The sequence below is a fragment of the Arthrobacter sp. SAFR-023 genome (assembly GCF_051965295.1).
Lineage (GTDB): Bacteria > Actinomycetota > Actinomycetes > Actinomycetales > Micrococcaceae > Arthrobacter.
The window spans coordinates 107,184-122,758 of sequence record NZ_JBQCMF010000017.1; the positions used below are offsets into that span (position 1 = coordinate 107,184).

The following is a 15,575-nucleotide window of genomic DNA, read 5'->3' on the forward strand; positions in this document are numbered from 1 at the left end:
GCGTGAATGACGGTCCGCTGATTGTCCAGAGCGACAAAACCATCCTCCTCGAAGTGGACCACGAGCAGGCGACGGAGGCCCGGCACGCCATCGCGGCCTTCGCCGAACTGGAGCGCGCACCCGAGCACATGCACAGCTACCGGCTCACGCCGCTAGGGCTTTGGAACGCCCGGGCCGCAGGGCTAGACGCCGAAAAGGTGCTGGATACGCTGCTCACTTATTCCCGCTTCCCCGTGCCGCACTCGCTGCTGATCGACATCGAGGAAACCATGTCCCGATACGGCCGGTTGCGGCTGGAGAAGGACCCGCAGCACGGGCTGGTCATGCGCACCAGCGACTACCCTGTGCTGGAGGAGGTCAGCAGGGCCAAGAAGATCCAGCCGCTGCTTGGCCCGCGCATCGACGCCGAGACCGTGGTGGTCCATTCCTCCCAGCGCGGCCAGCTGAAGCAGCTGCTGCTCAAGATCGGCTGGCCGGCGGAGGACCTGGCCGGCTACGTCGACGGCACGCCCCACCTCATCATGCTGAACGAGTCGGGATGGAAGCTGAGGCCGTACCAGCGGCTGGCCACGGAGAACTTCTGGGCCGGCGGCAGCGGCGTCGTCGTGCTCCCCTGCGGTGCCGGCAAGACGCTCGTGGGCGCCGCGGCGATGGCCACGGGCTCCACCACCACGCTCATCCTTGTCACCAACACCGTCGCGGCACGGCAGTGGAAGGACGAGCTGCTCAGGCGGACCTCGCTGACCGAGGACGAGATCGGCGAATACTCCGGCGCCGTCAAGGAAGTCCGGCCTGTGACGATCGCCACGTACCAGGTCCTCACCACCAAACGCGGCGGAGTGTACCCGCACCTTGAGCTCGTCGACGGCCACGACTGGGGCCTGATCATCTACGACGAGGTACATCTGCTTCCCGCGCCGATCTTCCGGATGACGGCGGACCTGCAGGCACGGCGCCGGCTGGGCCTGACGGCTACCCTCGTGCGTGAGGACGGGCGGGAAGGCGAGGTCTTCAGCCTCATCGGCCCCAAGCGCTACGACGCTCCGTGGAAGGACATCGAAGCCCAGGGCTACATCGCCCCCGCGGACTGCGTGGAGGTCCGCGTGGATCTTCCCAAGGATGAGCGCGTGGCGTACGCCATGGCCGAGGATGCGGACAAGTACCGGCTGTGCGCCACGTCCGAGACAAAGACCGTCGTGGCCGAACAGCTGGTGGCCCACCACCGCGGCGAGCAGGTCCTGGTGATCGGGCAGTACATCGACCAGCTCGACGAGCTCGGCGAGCGGCTGGACGCCCCGGTCATCAAGGGGGAAACCTCGGTCAAAGTCCGCCAGAGGCTCTTTGACGCCTTCCGCGCCGGGGAGATCCAGACCCTTGTGGTGTCCAAGGTGGCCAACTTTTCGATCGACCTGCCCGAGGCCTCGGTGGCCATCCAGGTCTCCGGCTCCTTCGGTTCCCGCCAGGAGGAGGCCCAGCGGCTCGGGCGGCTGCTGCGGCCCAAGCAGGACGGGCGCGCGGCACGGTTCTACTCCCTCGTTGCCCGGGACACCCTGGACCAGGATTTCGCGGCCAAGCGCCAGCGCTTCCTGGCCGAGCAGGGCTACGCCTACCGCATCATGGACGCCAAGGACGTCGAATCCTGCTGACCCAACCAACACACAACATTCATCCAGAAAACTCCCAGATTCTGGGAGCATCATGGGAATATGAAAAAGAACAGCGCCGAAGCGAAGCTCCTCGTGGTTGATGACGAACCGAACATCCGCGAGCTGCTTTCCACGTCATTGCGCTTCGCCGGCTTTGACGTGGTGTCCGCGGGGAACGGGCGGGAGGCGCTTGCTGCCGTTGAGGCGCACGCACCAGACCTCGCGGTGCTGGACGTCATGCTTCCGGACATGGACGGCTTCACCGTCACCCGCCGGCTGCGTGCGGCAGGCAAGCATTTCCCTGTCCTGTTCCTGACCGCCAAGGACGACACCGAGGACAAGGTCACTGGGCTGACGGTGGGCGGGGACGACTACGTCACCAAGCCCTTCAGCCTTGACGAGGTGGTGGCCCGCATCCGTGCCGTGCTCCGCAGGACGCAGCCGATGCTGGAGGATGACGAGGCCGTCATCCGGGTGGATGACCTGGAGCTCGACGACGACGCCCACGAGGTGCGCCGCGGCGGCAAGGTGATCGAGCTGTCCCCCACAGAATTCAAGCTGCTCCGGTACCTGATGCTCAACCCGAACCGCGTCCTGTCCAAGGCGCAGATCCTGGACCACGTCTGGGAATATGACTTCAACGGTGACGCCTCCATCGTCGAGTCCTACATTTCCTACCTGCGGCGCAAGGTGGACATCGATCCCGACGCCCCGGCCCTTATCCAGACCAAGCGTGGTGTCGGCTACGTGCTGCGGACAGCAGAAAAGCGCTGACCTTGCTGGCGCGATGGAAGTCGGCGCTGGAGCGCTGGAAGTCAGCCAACCTCCGGTCCCAGCTGGTGGCCATCATGATGGCCCTCCTGCTGGTGGCCCTGGCGGTGACCGGAGCCGGCACCCTGACGCTGCTGCGCACGTACCTTGAGGGCCAGGTGGACGACAAACTCGCGGCCGCCGTCGACTCCATCCAGGAACAACGGTCCTTCAGCCAGCTCATCGTGCCAAACCCCGTCGTTCCCACGGATTACTCCGTGGTGGTGTACTACCCGGGTGCCCAGGGCCGGCGGCTTGGCGGCACGGAGAACCACCGTCCCGCCATCGACACCATTTCCTTGGAGGAGGCCCGCGATCGCGGGCTGGAGCCGTACCAGGTCCGCGGCAAGGACGGGGCGAACTGGCGGGTGGTTGCCGTCGGCATCGTGGACAGCAACCAGCGGAGGTCAGTACTGGTCATCGGGCTGCCGCTTTCATCAGTGGATGAGGTACTGCGCCATGCCACCCTGGTTGTGGTGGGCGCGGGGTTGTTGGCCCTTATCCTCGCTTTTTTTATCGCTAACTGGACAGTGACCCGGTCCTTCCGGCCGCTGGCAAGGGTGGAAAAGACCGCCGCGGCCATCGCCGCCGGTGACCTGTCCCGCCGCGTCGACGTGGAGAATCCGACGACGGAGGTCGGCCGCTTGGGCCAGTCATTGAACGCCATGCTCGCCCACATCGAGGGAGCGTTCGCGGCACGGATGGCCTCCGAGGACCGGATGCGCCGGTTTGCCGCAGACGCCTCGCACGAGCTGCGCACCCCGCTGGTGACGATCCGGGGTTACTCGGAGCTGTACCGGCACGGCGCTTTGCAGTCCTCCGAGGACGTAGCCAACGCCATGGGCCGGATCGAGAGCGAGGCCAAACGGATGGGGTCCATGGTGGAGGACCTGCTGCTGCTGGCACGCCTCGATGAGCAGCGTCCGCTGCAGCGCAAGCCCATCGACCTGCAGCTGCTCGCCCACGACGCCGTGGTGGACACGCAGGCCAGTGCAAGGACGCGGGCCGTCACCCTGACCGGCCTCCACGGGGGAAGCGCCGGGCCGGCACCGGTGCTGGGCGATGAAGCGAAGCTCCGCCAGGTCATTGGCAATTTGGTGGGCAATGCGCTGCGCTACACGCCGGAGGGAACACCCATCGAAATCGCGGTGGGCGTCCGGCAGGGCGACGCCGGTTCAGCCCGGGCAGTCCTCGAGGTCCGGGACCACGGGCCCGGAATCTCCGACACCGAAGCCACCAAGGTCTTCGAGCGCTTCTACAGGGCGGATACCTCCCGTACCCGCGATACGGGCGGCAGCGGACTTGGCCTGGCGATCGTGGCCGCCATTATCGGTTCGCACGGCGGCTCCGTCCGGGTGGAAGGTACCGACGGCGGCGGCGCGACGCTCGTGGTCAGCCTCCCTCTCCGGGAGGACTCCCCCGACGAGGACAGCGTCGAAGCGGACAGCGTCGAAGCGGACAGCGTCGGGACGTTCTCGGACAGGACATCCGGAGACGACGCTGCTATCGGGAAGCGGGTTGCCGGCGGGAACCGTTTATCCACATAGCGGAGTGGGCTGTGGCCCCTCCTGCCGGCGGGTTCCTAGGCTCGACGTAGTGGATCGGAGTGGCCGGTCCGCCCACCATTGCGATTGTCCTGCCGGGGCAGTCCCTTAAGATGTCGAGAGGCCCGTCATGAGCATCATTTCCGTCGATACCGACCTACTGCAGGTGAAATCAGCCAACGTCAAGGCAACCGTTGACCGGATCAGCGCCGACGTCCAGGCAATGAAGCATGGGCTAGATGAACTGCAGGCCACGTGGCGCGGCTCGGCTGCCACCAACTTCCAGGCGCTCGTTGCCGAGTGGACGCTGACCCAGGGCAAGGTCGAGGCCTCACTCGCCTCCATCAACCTGGCCTTGTCGTCGGCTGCGGACACCTATGCGCAGGCGGAACAGGGCAACACGCAGCGCTTCAGCTGACCTCTACGGCCAGCCACCCGCGGTCGGGCTCAGGCTTGGCGGCAACTCAGGCTTCGGCGCCGGCTCAGGCTTCAGTGGCAGCTCAGGCTTCAGGCGTGCCCTGGTGGAACCGCAGGCGCCACTGTCCGCCGTCCAGGACCCACACGGAGCTCCGCAGGGCTGAGCCGGCGCGGGAGTAGCTGCGGTACGTCAGCAGGACCGTATCCGTGCCGATCCGGTCGGCGCTGAGCACGTCCAGATCGACAGGACCGGCCGGGCTTTCCTCGAGGGACATCATCATGGCGTCGCGCGTCCAGAGGCGCCCGGCTGTCCCGATTTCCGTGAAGTCAGGGTGCAGGAGCTGGCCCGTCCGCCCGATGTCGCTGCGTACATCCGGGCGGAGGAGCTCGCGTTCCAGGGCCTCCACCGTTTCTTCCGGCGTGGCGCCCTCCGGCGCTTCCGCGAACGCATCGGCGCCAAGTTCGTCCACGCCCAGTTCGCTGAAGAGATCCGGCTCATCGGACCCAAAAAGCGCCGGGGCTTCGGGCTCGGGACGAACTTTGGTGCCGGCCTCTGCGGAGGGAGTGGCGGCCACGCGGCGGGCCGGTGGTTCGGACTCAAACAACGGCGGGATGCCGCCCTCGCCGCGGCCCTCCTTAACGGCCCGCCGGCCCGTTGCCGGTTCGGCGTCGGGGAACCCCGGACCCGAGCGGGCGGCAACGCCCTGCTGGTAGGCGCTTGCCACGGCCCTGGCGCGCTCGTCGGCGGCTTCGTTCAGCTCGTGCCCGGCATGGCCCTTGACCCATTCGAACCTGTACTTCCGCCCGGCGAGCTCCCGGTCGATGTCCTTGAGGATGTCCACGTTCAGCACTGGTTTGCCGTCCGCCTTGCGCCAACCTTTGCGTTTCCATCCCGGCATCCACTTCGTCACGGAGTTGATCACGTACTGGCTGTCGCAAAGTATGTGCAGGTCCTCGTCCGGGAGGTGTGCCGTGGAGCGGAAGAGGTCCAGAACGGCCATCAGCTCACCCTGGTTGTTGGTGCCGTGCGGCCAGCCGCCGGCCCGCCAGCAGTCGTCGTTCACGTACCAGGCCCACCCCGCGGGACCCGGGTTTCCCAATGCCGAACCGTCGGCGGCTGCAGTAATCGTCACCGAACCATCCTGCCAGACTGCACGGACAAAAATGAGCAGACAAAAAAGTGCGGCCCCCTCCGTAGAGGGGGCCGCACTCATGAGCCAACTGGGAGCAGCGGGAGGCTAGAAGCCGCCCATGCCGCCCATCTCGTCGCCGCCGCCCATGGCGGGAGCGTTCTTCTCCGGCTTGTCGGCTACGACGGCCTCGGTGGTGAGGAACAGGCCGGCAATGGAAGCCGCGTTCTGCAGGGCAGAGCGAGTCACCTTGACGGGGTCGTTGACGCCGGCGGCCAGCAGGTCGACGTATTCGCCGGTTGCTGCGTTCAGGCCATGGCCGGCGGGCAGGCCGCGGACCTTGTCCACCACAACGCCGGGCTCGAGGCCGGCGTTGAAGGCGATCTGCTTCAGCGGGGCGTCGATGGCAACGCGGACGATGTTCGCACCGGTTGCTTCATCGCCCTGGAGCTGCAGGTTGGCGAATGCCTTGGCGCCGGCCTGGATCAGGGCCACGCCACCACCGGCCACGATGCCCTCTTCGACGGCAGCCTTGGCGTTGCGGACAGCGTCCTCAATGCGGTGCTTGCGCTCCTTGAGCTCAACCTCCGTGGCGGCACCGGCCTTGATGACTGCAACGCCGCCGGCCAGCTTGGCCAGGCGCTCCTGCAGCTTCTCGCGGTCGTAGTCGGAGTCGGAGTTTTCGATCTCGGCGCGGATCTGGGAAACGCGGCCGGCGATCTGGTCGGCGTCGCCTGCACCTTCCACGATGGTGGTCTCGTCCTTGGTCACGACAACCTTGCGTGCCTTGCCCAGGAGCTCGAGGCCGGCGGTCTCAAGCTTGAGGCCGACTTCCTCGGCGATGACCTGTCCGCCGGTGAGGATGGCGATGTCGGCCAGCTGCGCCTTGCGGCGGTCACCGAAGCCCGGAGCCTTGACGGCGACGGACTTGAAGGTGCCGCGGATCTTGTTGACGATCAGGGTGGCCAGGGCCTCGCCCTCGATGTCTTCGGCGATGATCAGCAGCGGCTTGTTGGACTGCATGACCTTCTCGAGGACAGCAACCAGTTCCTTGACGTTGGAGATCTTGGAGTTGACGATCAGGATGTACGGGTCTTCGAGGACCGTTTCCTGGCGCTCGGTGTCCGTGACGAAGTAAGCGGAGATGTAGCCCTTGTCGAAGCGCATGCCTTCGGTGAGCTCCAGCTCGAGGCCGAAGGTGTTGGACTCCTCGACCGTGATGACGCCTTCCTTGCCCACCTTGTCCAGGGCCTCGGCGATCAGGGCGCCGATTTCGTCGTCACCGGCGGAGATGGAAGCCGTGGCGGCGATCTCTTCCTTGGTTTCGATTTCCTTGGCGGAGTTCAGCAGCTCGGCGGTGACGGCTTCAACAGCCTTCTCGATGCCGCGCTTGAGGGACAGCGGGTCAGCGCCGGCCGCGACGTTGCGCAGGCCTTCCTTGACCAGCGCCTGGGCCAGGACGGTGGCCGTGGTGGTGCCGTCGCCAGCGACGTCATCCGTCTTCTTGGCAACTTCCTTGACCAGCTCTGCGCCGATCTTCTCGTAAGGATCGTCCAGCTCGATCTCCTTGGCGATGGAAACACCATCGTTGGTGATCGTGGGGGCGCCCCACTTCTTTTCGAGGACGACGTTGCGGCCACGCGGGCCGAGGGTGACCCGGACGGCGTCGGCGAGGGTGTTCAGGCCCCGCTCAAGACCGCGGCGTGCCTCTTCATCAAATGCAATGATCTTGGCCATAACGGCAGTAGTCCTTTCGGGACAGTCGTTAAGAAGGAACCTCGCTGTGGTGCCCGCGACGGACGATCCTTTCCGCAGGCCTATGTACGCCCAACGGTCCGGATCTCACCCCAACCAGGTGTTTCTTTCGCTCCTTGCGCCGCTGCCGGGACGGTGCCGGCCTGAACCGGTCGACCCTTTAGCAGTCGGCACGCTGGAGTGCTAATCAATAATTAGCACTCCCCCGGGGAGAGTGCAAGCAGATGAGCTTGTTAATCCCGTAAACGGGAGGGTATTCGCTGCCAGCGATCAGCCGGCAGACCTGCCGGCGGCCTCGCTTCCCGTGAGCTTGGCTTTGTTGTCGGCTCCGTAGGTGAACACCATGTACCTGGCGGCAGTGACGTCCCCGTTCGCATCGAAACGGACGGGGCCGGACTCGCCGTCGTAGTCAATGGCCTTCCCGTCCCGGATGGCGGCGAGGCAGTCCTTGTATGTCGAGCAGACGGCCGGCTGGCCGGACGGCGGGGCGGACGCCCGGCTGCCCGAAGTGCCGCCGGAGACGGAGATGAGTGTACCGGCGATGGAGGCACCGGCGTCGTCCTCCGCTGCAGCCGCGGCCAGGGCCGCGAGGTATACGGCATCGTAGGTCTCGGCCGCGAACGTCGTGTCCTTGAGGCCCGCATCGATGGCCACGAGTTCAGCCTGGAAGTGCGCCGAGGGGAAGACTCCGGGCACCAGGGCGCGCGCCCCGTCCAGCGACTCGGATCCAAGGGCGGACCCGTACTGCCTGAAGGCGGCGTCACCCAGGATGAGTTTGTTGCCCGGGAGTCCGGCGTTGGTGAGCTCGGCGATGGCGCCCTGCGCACCGTCCCGGGCCAGAACGACGACGGCGTCCGGCGCTGCGTCGCGGGCGGCGGCAGCAGACTTCTGTGCCTCGCCTGCCTTGAAGCCGGAGAGGGTGACGGGGTCCAGCCCGCTGGCCTTGGCGGAGGCGGACACGGCTGCAGACACGGCCTGGCCGTAGGCGCCGTCCTCGTAGACCACCGCGAGGCTCTTGGCTCCTGCGTCCCTGGCGAGTTTCACCATGACGGGAGCCTGTGCGATGTCAGCCGCCGCAGTGCGGAAGTAGTAGCCCCCGCTCTTGTAGCTGCTGAGTTCCGGAGCCGTGTTGGCGGGAGAGATGAGCGTGGTCCTGGCCTTGGACAGCACATCGATGGCGGCCGGCGCCCGGCTGGAATCGGTGGGACCAATCACGACGTCCGCGCTGGCATCGACGAGTTTCCGGGCCTGGGCAGCGGTATCGGCTCCGGTGGTTTCGGGCAGCAGCTCCACTGGCCGGCCCTTGTGCCCGCCCGCCGCGTTGATCTCCTGGACGGCTAGCTTGGCGGCGGCCAGCTGGGCGGCGTTCAGGAAGGACTGCGGTCCTGTGTTGTCGAGGATCAGCCCGATCCGCAGGGTCCCGTCGCCGCTGGCTTCAACCGGAGCGGTCCGGGCGTTGTCGCCGGACCCGGAGCAGGCACCGAGTGCCAGCGCAGCGGCGGCACACCAGCCGGCGGGGCCCCAGACGGCACAAACCCTAAGACCTGCGCGCGCCACTAGACGGGCCGGACCTTTTCAGCCTGCGGACCTTTTTCGCCTTCGCCGACTTCCAGCTCCACGCGCTGGCCCTCGTCCAGCGCCCGGAAGCCGTCAGTCTGGATGGCGGACCAGTGCACGAAAACGTCGTCGCCTGAATCGTCAACGGTGATGAAGCCGTAGCCCTTTTCCGCGTTGAACCACTTCACGGTTCCCAATGCCATGATCCCCACACTTTCAGGTTGCTTCCGTAAGGCCCACGTCGATGTGTGCCGTGAATTACGCCTTGCAGCCTGCCATCACTCTATCGAGTCGGGCCCGTGGAGGCGCAGGCCAGCGGCCCGGAGCGGAGTCAATAGTTATTCAGGCGTAACCGGGACGGCTACTGGTAGCCGGGGCCGAGCACCACCGCAACGGGCGTGGGGAAGTCCGCACTCTCCACGAGTGTGGGGATGTTCAGCAACTCGCTGAGCGCCTCGGCGTTGGCGCGGTGGGCAGCGTCCGAGTAGAAGATCACCGACTGCTGCTGCGGGGCGCCCTGCCAGTTGGCCACTTCACCTAGCACCCAGCCATCGGACTTGACCGTGGCACCGACCCGTCCGGCAAGTCCGGAGGTCAGCGTTCCGTTGAAAATGGCGACCGGCTGCGACTTGTCCACCGCTGCAGGGGCAATGGTTTCCGAGGCGGCAGGTTCCAACGCGGAGGGGGAGGCCGGTTCGGAGGCGGACGCCGAGGCCGAGGGGGTGGCGCTGGGCGTCCGACTTGCAGAGGGCGTCGCCGTGGGGCTGGCCGACGCGTCTGCCGCCGCGTCTGCCGCGGCGGCAGGCGGCGGCGTGAGGGCGGGCTGCAACCCCAGCTGCGGCAGCAGGAGGAAAGCAACCAGGCCGACGGCGAGCGCCGCGATTCCCACGGAAAGGATCGGCCACAACTTCGGGCGCGACGGCGCGGAGGCAGCGCGGTGTATGCCCTGCCGGGAGGAGACCTCAGGCACCCTGTCGAATTCGTCCCGAGCAAAATTAGTCATGGTGAAGAGGCGTCCTTGTTGGTTTTCGCCGGCAGTCCGGCACTAGCAGTTACGCGTCAGTTCCAAGGCGGCGTGCTGTGCGGGCCCGCTGACGTGACGTACGTAGTCTACGCAATCTCTTCACGAGCATGGGGTCGTGGGCCAGCGCGTGCTCTGTATCAATCAGTGCGTTGAGGACCTGGTAGTAGTGCGTCGCGGACAGGTCGAACAGCTCCCGGATGGCCTGTTCCTTGGCGCCGGCGTACTTCCACCACTGACGTTCCAGCGCGAGAATCTGCTGCTCCCGCTCGCTCAGCGGCGAGTCCCTGAGCTTGAAGTCCTCCAGCAGCGAGCCGCTCCGCAGCCCGTGCTCCAGCCTTGGGTCCTGCACAGTATCCCGCCCTGATTCCCGCCCTGATTCCCACCCTGATTCCCGCTCCGGGAGGTGGTCCTGCAACGGCTCGGCCACTGCGCTCTCCTTAGCTGAATCCGGTCAAAGTACCTCCCCTATGTTACGGAGGAATAACAGCATTGTCATTTGCGCCGCGGCGGCACCCGCGGCCCGTTTCGGACAGGGGCGGCGGGTTTCGGACAGCGGTGCGGGAGAATGGACACCGTGACGGAACCTGAACCGCTCTTCGACCTCGAACCTGCACCGGCGGCCGGCCCGGACTTTGCGGAGCTCGCCAGGCTGCCGTTCGACGAGCTCATGGCACCCGACTGGGCCGATGCCCTGGCGGGAGTGGAGGCCGAGTTGAGGTCCGTGCTGATGTTCCTCGCGGCCGAGGAGGCGGACGGGCGGCGGGTGCTGCCGTCGGCGTCGAACGTCCTCCGGGCATTCCGGCAGCCGTTGAACGGGGTTCGGGTCCTGATTGTGGGCCAGGATCCCTACCCCACCCCCGGACACGCCGTGGGGCTCGCCTTTTCCGTGGATGCCGGCACCCGCCCCATCCCGCGCAGCCTGGCCAACATCTACAAGGAGCTTGAATCGGACCTGAACCTGCCACCGCGGATCCACGGTGACCTCGGAGCCTGGGCGGACCAGGGAGTACTGCTGCTGAACCGGGTGCTGAGCGTACGTGAGGGCGCCGCCGGGTCACACCGCGGCAAGGGCTGGGAAACGATCACGACGGCGGCGGTGACCGCTGTCGTGGTCCGCCGGACAGCGGAGGGAACCACCGCGCCGCTCGTGGCTGTGCTTTGGGGCAAGGACGCCGAGGGTGTCCGCCCCCTGCTGGGCAGCACCCCCGTCGTGGCCAGCGCCCACCCCAGCCCGCTGTCCGCCTCGCGGGGATTCTTCGGTTCGCGGCCGTTCAGCCGCGCCAATGCCCTGCTGACGGAGCAGGGCGGCGGGCCTGTGGACTGGGAACTCCCGGCCATCCCACCACTCAGCTCCGTTCAAGGAGCTTAGGCTAGGCTTACCCGCATGACTTCCCTTCCGGCCACCACCAGCGCCACCAAGAAATCCCGCCCGCAGGTCACCTTGACTGTCCTTCGGCGGGAGCAGCTGTCCGCGCACATGGTGCGGATTGTCGCGGGCGGCGCGGGGTTCGCTGATTACGTCAACAACGACTTCGTGGACCGGTACGTCAAGATCGTCTTTCCGCAGCCCGCGGTGGACTACCCCCAGCCCCTGGACCTCTGGGCCATCCGGGAAACGATGCCCCGGGAGCAGTGGCCGCACACCCGGACCTACACGGTCCGCTGGGTGGATACCGCGGCCGGAGAACTGGCCATCGATTTCGTCGTCCACGGAGACGAAGGCCTGGCGGGCCCCTGGGCTGCCACGGCCCAGCCGGGCGACAGCCTCATTTTTACCGGCCCCGGAGGCGGCTACAACCCGGATCCCGCCGCGGACTGGTATCTGCTGGCCGGGGACGAGGCCGCGTTGCCGGCCGTGGCCGCCGTCATCGAGTCCCTGCCGGCGCATGCCAGGGGCGTGGCCTTTCTCGAGGTGGACTCCGACGCTGACGTCCAGCCGATCAACGCCCCGGCCGGTCTCGAACTGGTCTGGCTGCAGCGCGGCGGCATCCCGGCCGGCGAGAGCACCCAGCTGGTGGACGCCGTGCGCAGTGCCGCCTGGCCCGACGGCCGGGTGGATGTTTTTGCGCACGGCGAGCGAGGCTACATGAAGGGCTTGCGGGAGGTGCTGTTCCGCGAGCGCAGCCTGGACCGCAGCCAGGTTTCACTGTCCGGCTACTGGGCCAAGGGCCGCGTCGAGGACGTCTTCCAGGCGGAGAAGAAGCTGCCGATCGGCAAGATCTAACGCCGGCGAGATCCAACAGGGCCTAGCGGCGGCGGGACCGCCGCCGCTCGTTGCTGGCCAGGCTGCGCGTGAGCGGCCGGGCCAGCGTGTCACCAAGCACAATGCCGCCGGCAACGCCGAACACAATCGCCCCGGCGCTGAGCATCCCGCCGGCCCCGAGCAGGATCTCGGATTCCTCGATGGTCAGGACGTACATCGAGCGGAAAATCGTCAGGCCGGGCAGGAGAATCAGGCCGGCCGGCACGGCGACAACCAGCTGCGGTGCGCCCATCTTCAGAGCCACCACGCGGGCCAGCAGGCCGATCACGACGGCGGCCAGCGCCGGCGAAAACCGCGGGCCAATGCCCATCGCCTCGCCGCCGATCAGGACCAGGTGCCCCACCACGCCGACGGCCGCCGTCGGAAGCAGTAGCTTCCAGTCCGTCTGTTCCGTGACACCAATTGCCACAACGGCGATGGCCACCAGGATCACCTGAACCCAGAGCGGGTACGCGGGCGGGAAGGTCTCCGTGACGCTGATCGGCTCCATGCCGATCCTGTCCCCCACCACGAACGCGACGGCGATGCCGGCCACGACCGCGCCGAATGTCAGCAGAGTGGACAGGAAGCGGCCCGCCGCCGTGACGGGGAAGCCGTTGATGGCGTCCTGGACCGAGGACACGAGCCGTCCGGTGGGAAGCAGCAGCAGGATTCCGCCCACCACCACAATGGCGGGCGCCAGCCGGATCCCCACAGGACTGCCGTACCTCCACAGCAGCAGCGCGATGACCGTCACCACAAAGGAACAGGCCGCCGTGATGAAGAAGTCAGGCGTCCGCCAGCGGCCCAGCTTCCGGGCCACCAGGCTGATGAGCAGGTTGGAGGCGAACGCGACGGCCGAGGCGCCCGGACCGCCGCCAATGACGGCCACGAACACCGCCGCGAACACCGCGAACGCCACCGTCACCATCCAGCGCGGGAACGGTTTGGGGCGCCGGACAATCTCGTCGAGCCGGCGGACGGCCTCGTCCCGGCCGACTCCGCCGGCTACGATGTCGGTGACCAGCTGGTGGACCTGGGCAAGCCCCGCGTAATTGTTTGTCCAGGAACGGACCACCCGCAGGAGGGTGATGGGCGTCTGGTCCTTGGCTGCGTAATTGATGCCCACTGACTGGTTGGTGATGTCCACCTCGATGTTTTTCAGCCCCAACGCAGCCGTCACGGCAATGATGCTCGTTTCGACCTCGAGGGCGCCGGCACCGTACCGGAACATCGACTCGGCAAGATGCAGCGCAAAGTCCATCGTCTTGCGTGCGGACTCATCGATCCCGCCCACCTGGATCATGGGATTGGCGTAGGGGCTCCCGGCGAGCCGGTCCACAATGCTCAGTGGCGCCGTCGGCGGACTTTCCCCCTGCACCAGGCGACGCAGCATGCGCTTGGCCGCCGCGTTCTGGTGCAGCTGCGAGGCGGTGAGCGGCTCCGTCTTGGGCAGCCCGTCCGTGGGCGGCCGGTTGGCGCCGCGGGGTTGTTTCGTCATCAGGGCTCCCCTCTCTTTAGTGGCTCAGCTCAATGGCTCAGTAGAACTGCTTCCCGGTGCGGCGCGTATACAGCTGCCGGGCGACGCGTTCGCCGGCTGCCATCCACGCTTTGTACTTCAGCGGGCTGATGACCTGGTCATAGCAGCCCACGAAGTCCGTGACTGTCTTGCTGAAGCTCGTCTTGAAAAGCCCCAGCCCGTGGAAGGGGTTCGACGTGTCCTTGAGCTTGTCGCTGGGCGGGGTTCCGCAGAAGTCGTATTCCGTGCAGCCCAGCTCCTTGAGCTGGTTGATCGCGGTCCACTGCACCAGGTGGGAATCGCCGTACTGGTTGCGCTTCTGCAGGGATCCGCCGTCCTTATACGTGCCCTTGCGGCCGTAGTTGATCACGAAGGCGCCAACCGAGGGAACGCCGTTTTCGTAAACGAACATGAGCCTGCCCTGGCCGCGCTTGATGAAATTCGTCCAGAACTGGCGGTAGTAATCGTATTCGCGGACGCGGACCTGCGACTTCGCCTGGACCGTGTCCGTCATCAGGGCGTACATGGCCTTGAAGTTTTCCTCGCTGGGCTCCACGTTGTGCACCTCGACGCCCTCGCGGATGGCGCGGCGGACGGCATTCCGTCCCCGCGAGTGGAGGTTGCGGAGCAGCTGGTTCTCCTCCGGGGAGATATCCAGCAGGGCCGTGGAGTCGTTGGGCTGCAGGTTGTGCGTCTTGACCAGCCCGGCGCCCTCGATGACCCTGCGGGCATCGTCGGTGAGGATGATGTCCGGCTCGATCTTGATGGCGAAGACGCCCAGCCGTGCGCGCTTGACGAACTCTGCGTTTGCCGCGGCAATGCCGGGGATGTCCTCGACGCCGGCCACGTCCGGTCCCTTGATGAGGTACCAGAGCTTGCCGAGCAGCGGGAAGCTCTTTTCCAGCACCAGGTTGTAGCTCGTGTAGTCGGCCGTTTCGTAGACGAGGTGCAGGGTCTTCCAGCCGAAGTGCTGCTTGACCTCGGCGAAGGCTTCCGACTGCAGCAGGTTTCCGCCGTTCGGATTCGCGGTGACGTGGGAGTCCCAGTTTGCGACCTCTTCGGAGGTGGCAAAGCGGGCAGTGAATTCTCGCAAGTGTGCCGTGTCCAATCTTCGCTTACGTTTCGTGCAGGTGCCGGAGAAGCAGCCTCAAGTCTATCTGTCCGGTCCCGTGACTGCCTTGACTCTGGCTGCGGCCTTGGCAACTGTAGTGGAATGAGAAGCAGGGACCCCATGCCGGTCGCGGGATCGGGAAACGACGCCATCACCAGCGGTGACGGGGCGCAGCCCGAGCCGCGGCGCACCGCCGTCGAACTTGCCGCGCTCCCGGGTTTCCTGGTGGCCTCCGCCTTGGTGGCTTGGCTGGGTTCCCAGGCAACGATCAGCAACGTCACGGGCTGGTATGCTGCGGCGGACAAGGCGCCGTGGTCCCCGCCCAATTGGGTGTTCGGGCCGGTCTGGACGGTGCTGTACACGGCCATGGCAGTGGCGGCCTGGCTCGTATGGCGGAGCCGCAGCCCGAAGCGCAGAGCCGCGCTCACCGTCTACGGCGTTCAGCTTGCCCTGAACTTGGCGTGGACGCCCGTGTTCTTCGGGCTGTATCCGGCGTGGGGTTCGGCCGCGCTCTGGCTGGCGCTGGGCATCATCATTGCGCTGGCGCTGGCTGTCGCCGCCACCGTGCTCCTGTTCGGACCGATCCGCCGCACCGCCGGCCTGCTCATGCTGCCGTACCTGTCATGGGTCGTCTTCGCGTCGAGCCTGAACCTCTGGGCGGCCGCCAACAACTAGCTCCGGACCGGGTTCAGCATTCGACGACGTTGACCGCCAGTCCGCCCATCGCGGTTTCCTTGTACTTCGAGCTCATGTCCTTGCCGGTCTCGCGCATGGTCACGATGACCTCGTCCAGCGAGACCCGGTGCGAGCCGTCGCCCCA

At 66.7% G+C, this 15,575-nt stretch carries 16 protein-coding genes; 7 read left to right on the forward strand and 9 right to left on the reverse strand.

Annotated features, from left to right (window positions below; genetic code table 11):
- Positions 1–2: 2 nt before the first annotated feature.
- From ACTHQX_RS17850 to ACTHQX_RS17865, 4 genes are all read left to right on the forward strand, one after another.
- Complete coding sequence (locus ACTHQX_RS17850) at positions 3–1,646, forward strand: DNA repair helicase XPB (protein ID WP_440158959.1); 1,644 nt, start codon at positions 3–5, stop codon at positions 1,644–1,646.
- 60 nt (positions 1,647–1,706) lie between these two features.
- Complete coding sequence (locus ACTHQX_RS17855) at positions 1,707–2,420, forward strand: response regulator transcription factor (RefSeq protein WP_236807157.1); 714 nt, start codon at positions 1,707–1,709, stop codon at positions 2,418–2,420.
- 74 nt (positions 2,421–2,494) lie between these two features.
- The gene (locus ACTHQX_RS17860; protein WP_440158986.1) at positions 2,495–4,003 is read left to right on the forward strand and encodes a sensor histidine kinase; all 1,509 of its coding nucleotides are present in this window, start codon (positions 2,495–2,497) and stop codon (positions 4,001–4,003) included.
- Positions 4,004–4,130: 127 nt separating this feature from the next.
- Positions 4,131–4,418, forward strand: coding sequence for a WXG100 family type VII secretion target (locus ACTHQX_RS17865; protein ID WP_440158957.1), 288 nt, complete (start codon positions 4,131–4,133; stop codon positions 4,416–4,418).
- A gap of 82 nt (positions 4,419–4,500) precedes the next feature.
- Here the strand turns inward: ACTHQX_RS17865 and ACTHQX_RS17870 are convergent, their stop codons facing one another.
- The 6 genes from ACTHQX_RS17870 to ACTHQX_RS17895 all read right to left on the reverse strand — a co-directional run bounded on the left by ACTHQX_RS17870 (position 4,501) and on the right by ACTHQX_RS17895 (position 10,217).
- Positions 4,501–5,550, reverse strand: a complete 1,050-nt coding sequence (locus ACTHQX_RS17870; RefSeq protein ID WP_440158956.1) for an RNase H family protein — start codon at positions 5,548–5,550, stop codon at positions 4,501–4,503.
- 105 nt (positions 5,551–5,655) lie between these two features.
- Positions 5,656–7,284, reverse strand: a complete 1,629-nt coding sequence (groL, locus tag ACTHQX_RS17875) for a chaperonin GroEL (RefSeq protein WP_111902973.1) — start codon at positions 7,282–7,284, stop codon at positions 5,656–5,658.
- A gap of 288 nt (positions 7,285–7,572) precedes the next feature.
- Positions 7,573–8,859, reverse strand: coding sequence for an ABC transporter substrate-binding protein (locus ACTHQX_RS17880; protein ID WP_440158955.1), 1,287 nt, complete (start codon positions 8,857–8,859; stop codon positions 7,573–7,575).
- The gene (locus ACTHQX_RS17885) at positions 8,859–9,062 is read right to left on the reverse strand and encodes a cold-shock protein (RefSeq protein WP_146033096.1); all 204 of its coding nucleotides are present in this window, start codon (positions 9,060–9,062) and stop codon (positions 8,859–8,861) included. Before ACTHQX_RS17885 ends, ACTHQX_RS17880 begins: the two co-directional genes overlap by 1 nt.
- A gap of 158 nt (positions 9,063–9,220) precedes the next feature.
- The gene (locus tag ACTHQX_RS17890) at positions 9,221–9,862 is read right to left on the reverse strand and encodes a LytR C-terminal domain-containing protein (RefSeq protein WP_440158954.1); all 642 of its coding nucleotides are present in this window, start codon (positions 9,860–9,862) and stop codon (positions 9,221–9,223) included.
- A gap of 49 nt (positions 9,863–9,911) precedes the next feature.
- A complete protein-coding gene (locus tag ACTHQX_RS17895; RefSeq protein ID WP_440158985.1) occupies positions 9,912–10,217 on the reverse strand; it encodes a DUF3263 domain-containing protein in 306 nt (101 codons plus the stop codon).
- A 231-nt stretch (positions 10,218–10,448) separates the two neighbouring features.
- Between ACTHQX_RS17895 and ACTHQX_RS17900 the strand changes: the two genes are divergently transcribed.
- Positions 10,449–11,252, forward strand: a complete 804-nt coding sequence (locus ACTHQX_RS17900) for a uracil-DNA glycosylase (RefSeq protein ID WP_440158952.1) — start codon at positions 10,449–10,451, stop codon at positions 11,250–11,252.
- A gap of 15 nt (positions 11,253–11,267) precedes the next feature.
- Positions 11,268–12,107: a siderophore-interacting protein gene (locus ACTHQX_RS17905; RefSeq protein WP_440158951.1), complete on the forward strand. Its 840-nt coding sequence runs from the start codon at positions 11,268–11,270 to the stop codon at positions 12,105–12,107.
- 22 nt (positions 12,108–12,129) lie between these two features.
- Here ACTHQX_RS17905 and ACTHQX_RS17910 read toward each other — a convergent pair whose 3' ends face one another.
- Both ACTHQX_RS17910 and ACTHQX_RS17915 read right to left on the reverse strand, forming a co-directional pair.
- Positions 12,130–13,626 carry a threonine/serine ThrE exporter family protein gene (locus ACTHQX_RS17910; RefSeq protein WP_440158950.1) on the reverse strand — a complete coding sequence of 499 codons (1,497 nt, stop codon included), beginning with the start codon at positions 13,624–13,626 and terminating at the stop codon, positions 12,130–12,132.
- A gap of 37 nt (positions 13,627–13,663) precedes the next feature.
- Complete coding sequence (locus ACTHQX_RS17915) at positions 13,664–14,737, reverse strand: lipid II:glycine glycyltransferase FemX (protein ID WP_440158949.1); 1,074 nt, start codon at positions 14,735–14,737, stop codon at positions 13,664–13,666.
- A gap of 120 nt (positions 14,738–14,857) precedes the next feature.
- Here ACTHQX_RS17915 and ACTHQX_RS17920 point away from each other — a divergent pair, with 120 nt between their 5' ends.
- Entirely contained in the window at positions 14,858–15,430 is a 573-nt protein-coding gene (locus ACTHQX_RS17920) for a TspO/MBR family protein (RefSeq protein ID WP_440158948.1), read from the forward strand.
- 13 nt (positions 15,431–15,443) lie between these two features.
- On the opposite strand, the gene ACTHQX_RS17925 is transcribed toward ACTHQX_RS17920, so the two are convergent.
- Positions 15,444–15,575 (reverse strand): L-serine ammonia-lyase, iron-sulfur-dependent, subunit alpha (locus ACTHQX_RS17925; protein WP_440158984.1); only part of this gene is annotated, 132 nt, incomplete at its 5' end.

Bases quoted from the DNA above. Each gene is read 5' to 3' on its own strand.
- ACTHQX_RS17900 (WP_440158952.1), top strand. From the start codon at position 10,449: ATGGACACCGTGACGGAACCTGAACCGCTCTTCGACCTCGAACCTGCA.
- ACTHQX_RS17855 (WP_236807157.1), top strand. From the start codon at position 1,707: ATGAAAAAGAACAGCGCCGAAGCGAAGCTCCTCGTGGTTGATGACGAA.
- ACTHQX_RS17910 (WP_440158950.1), bottom strand. From the start codon at position 13,626: ATGACGAAACAACCCCGCGGCGCCAACCGGCCGCCCACGGACGGGCTG.
- ACTHQX_RS17920 (WP_440158948.1), top strand. From the start codon at position 14,858: ATGAGAAGCAGGGACCCCATGCCGGTCGCGGGATCGGGAAACGACGCC.
- ACTHQX_RS17890 (WP_440158954.1), bottom strand. From the start codon at position 9,862: ATGACTAATTTTGCTCGGGACGAATTCGACAGGGTGCCTGAGGTCTCC.
- ACTHQX_RS17865 (WP_440158957.1), top strand. From the start codon at position 4,131: ATGAGCATCATTTCCGTCGATACCGACCTACTGCAGGTGAAATCAGCC.
- ACTHQX_RS17905 (WP_440158951.1), top strand. From the start codon at position 11,268: ATGACTTCCCTTCCGGCCACCACCAGCGCCACCAAGAAATCCCGCCCG.
- groL (WP_111902973.1), bottom strand. From the start codon at position 7,284: ATGGCCAAGATCATTGCATTTGATGAAGAGGCACGCCGCGGTCTTGAG.
- ACTHQX_RS17860 (WP_440158986.1), top strand. From the start codon at position 2,495: ATGATGGCCCTCCTGCTGGTGGCCCTGGCGGTGACCGGAGCCGGCACC.
- ACTHQX_RS17885 (WP_146033096.1), bottom strand. From the start codon at position 9,062: ATGGCATTGGGAACCGTGAAGTGGTTCAACGCGGAAAAGGGCTACGGC.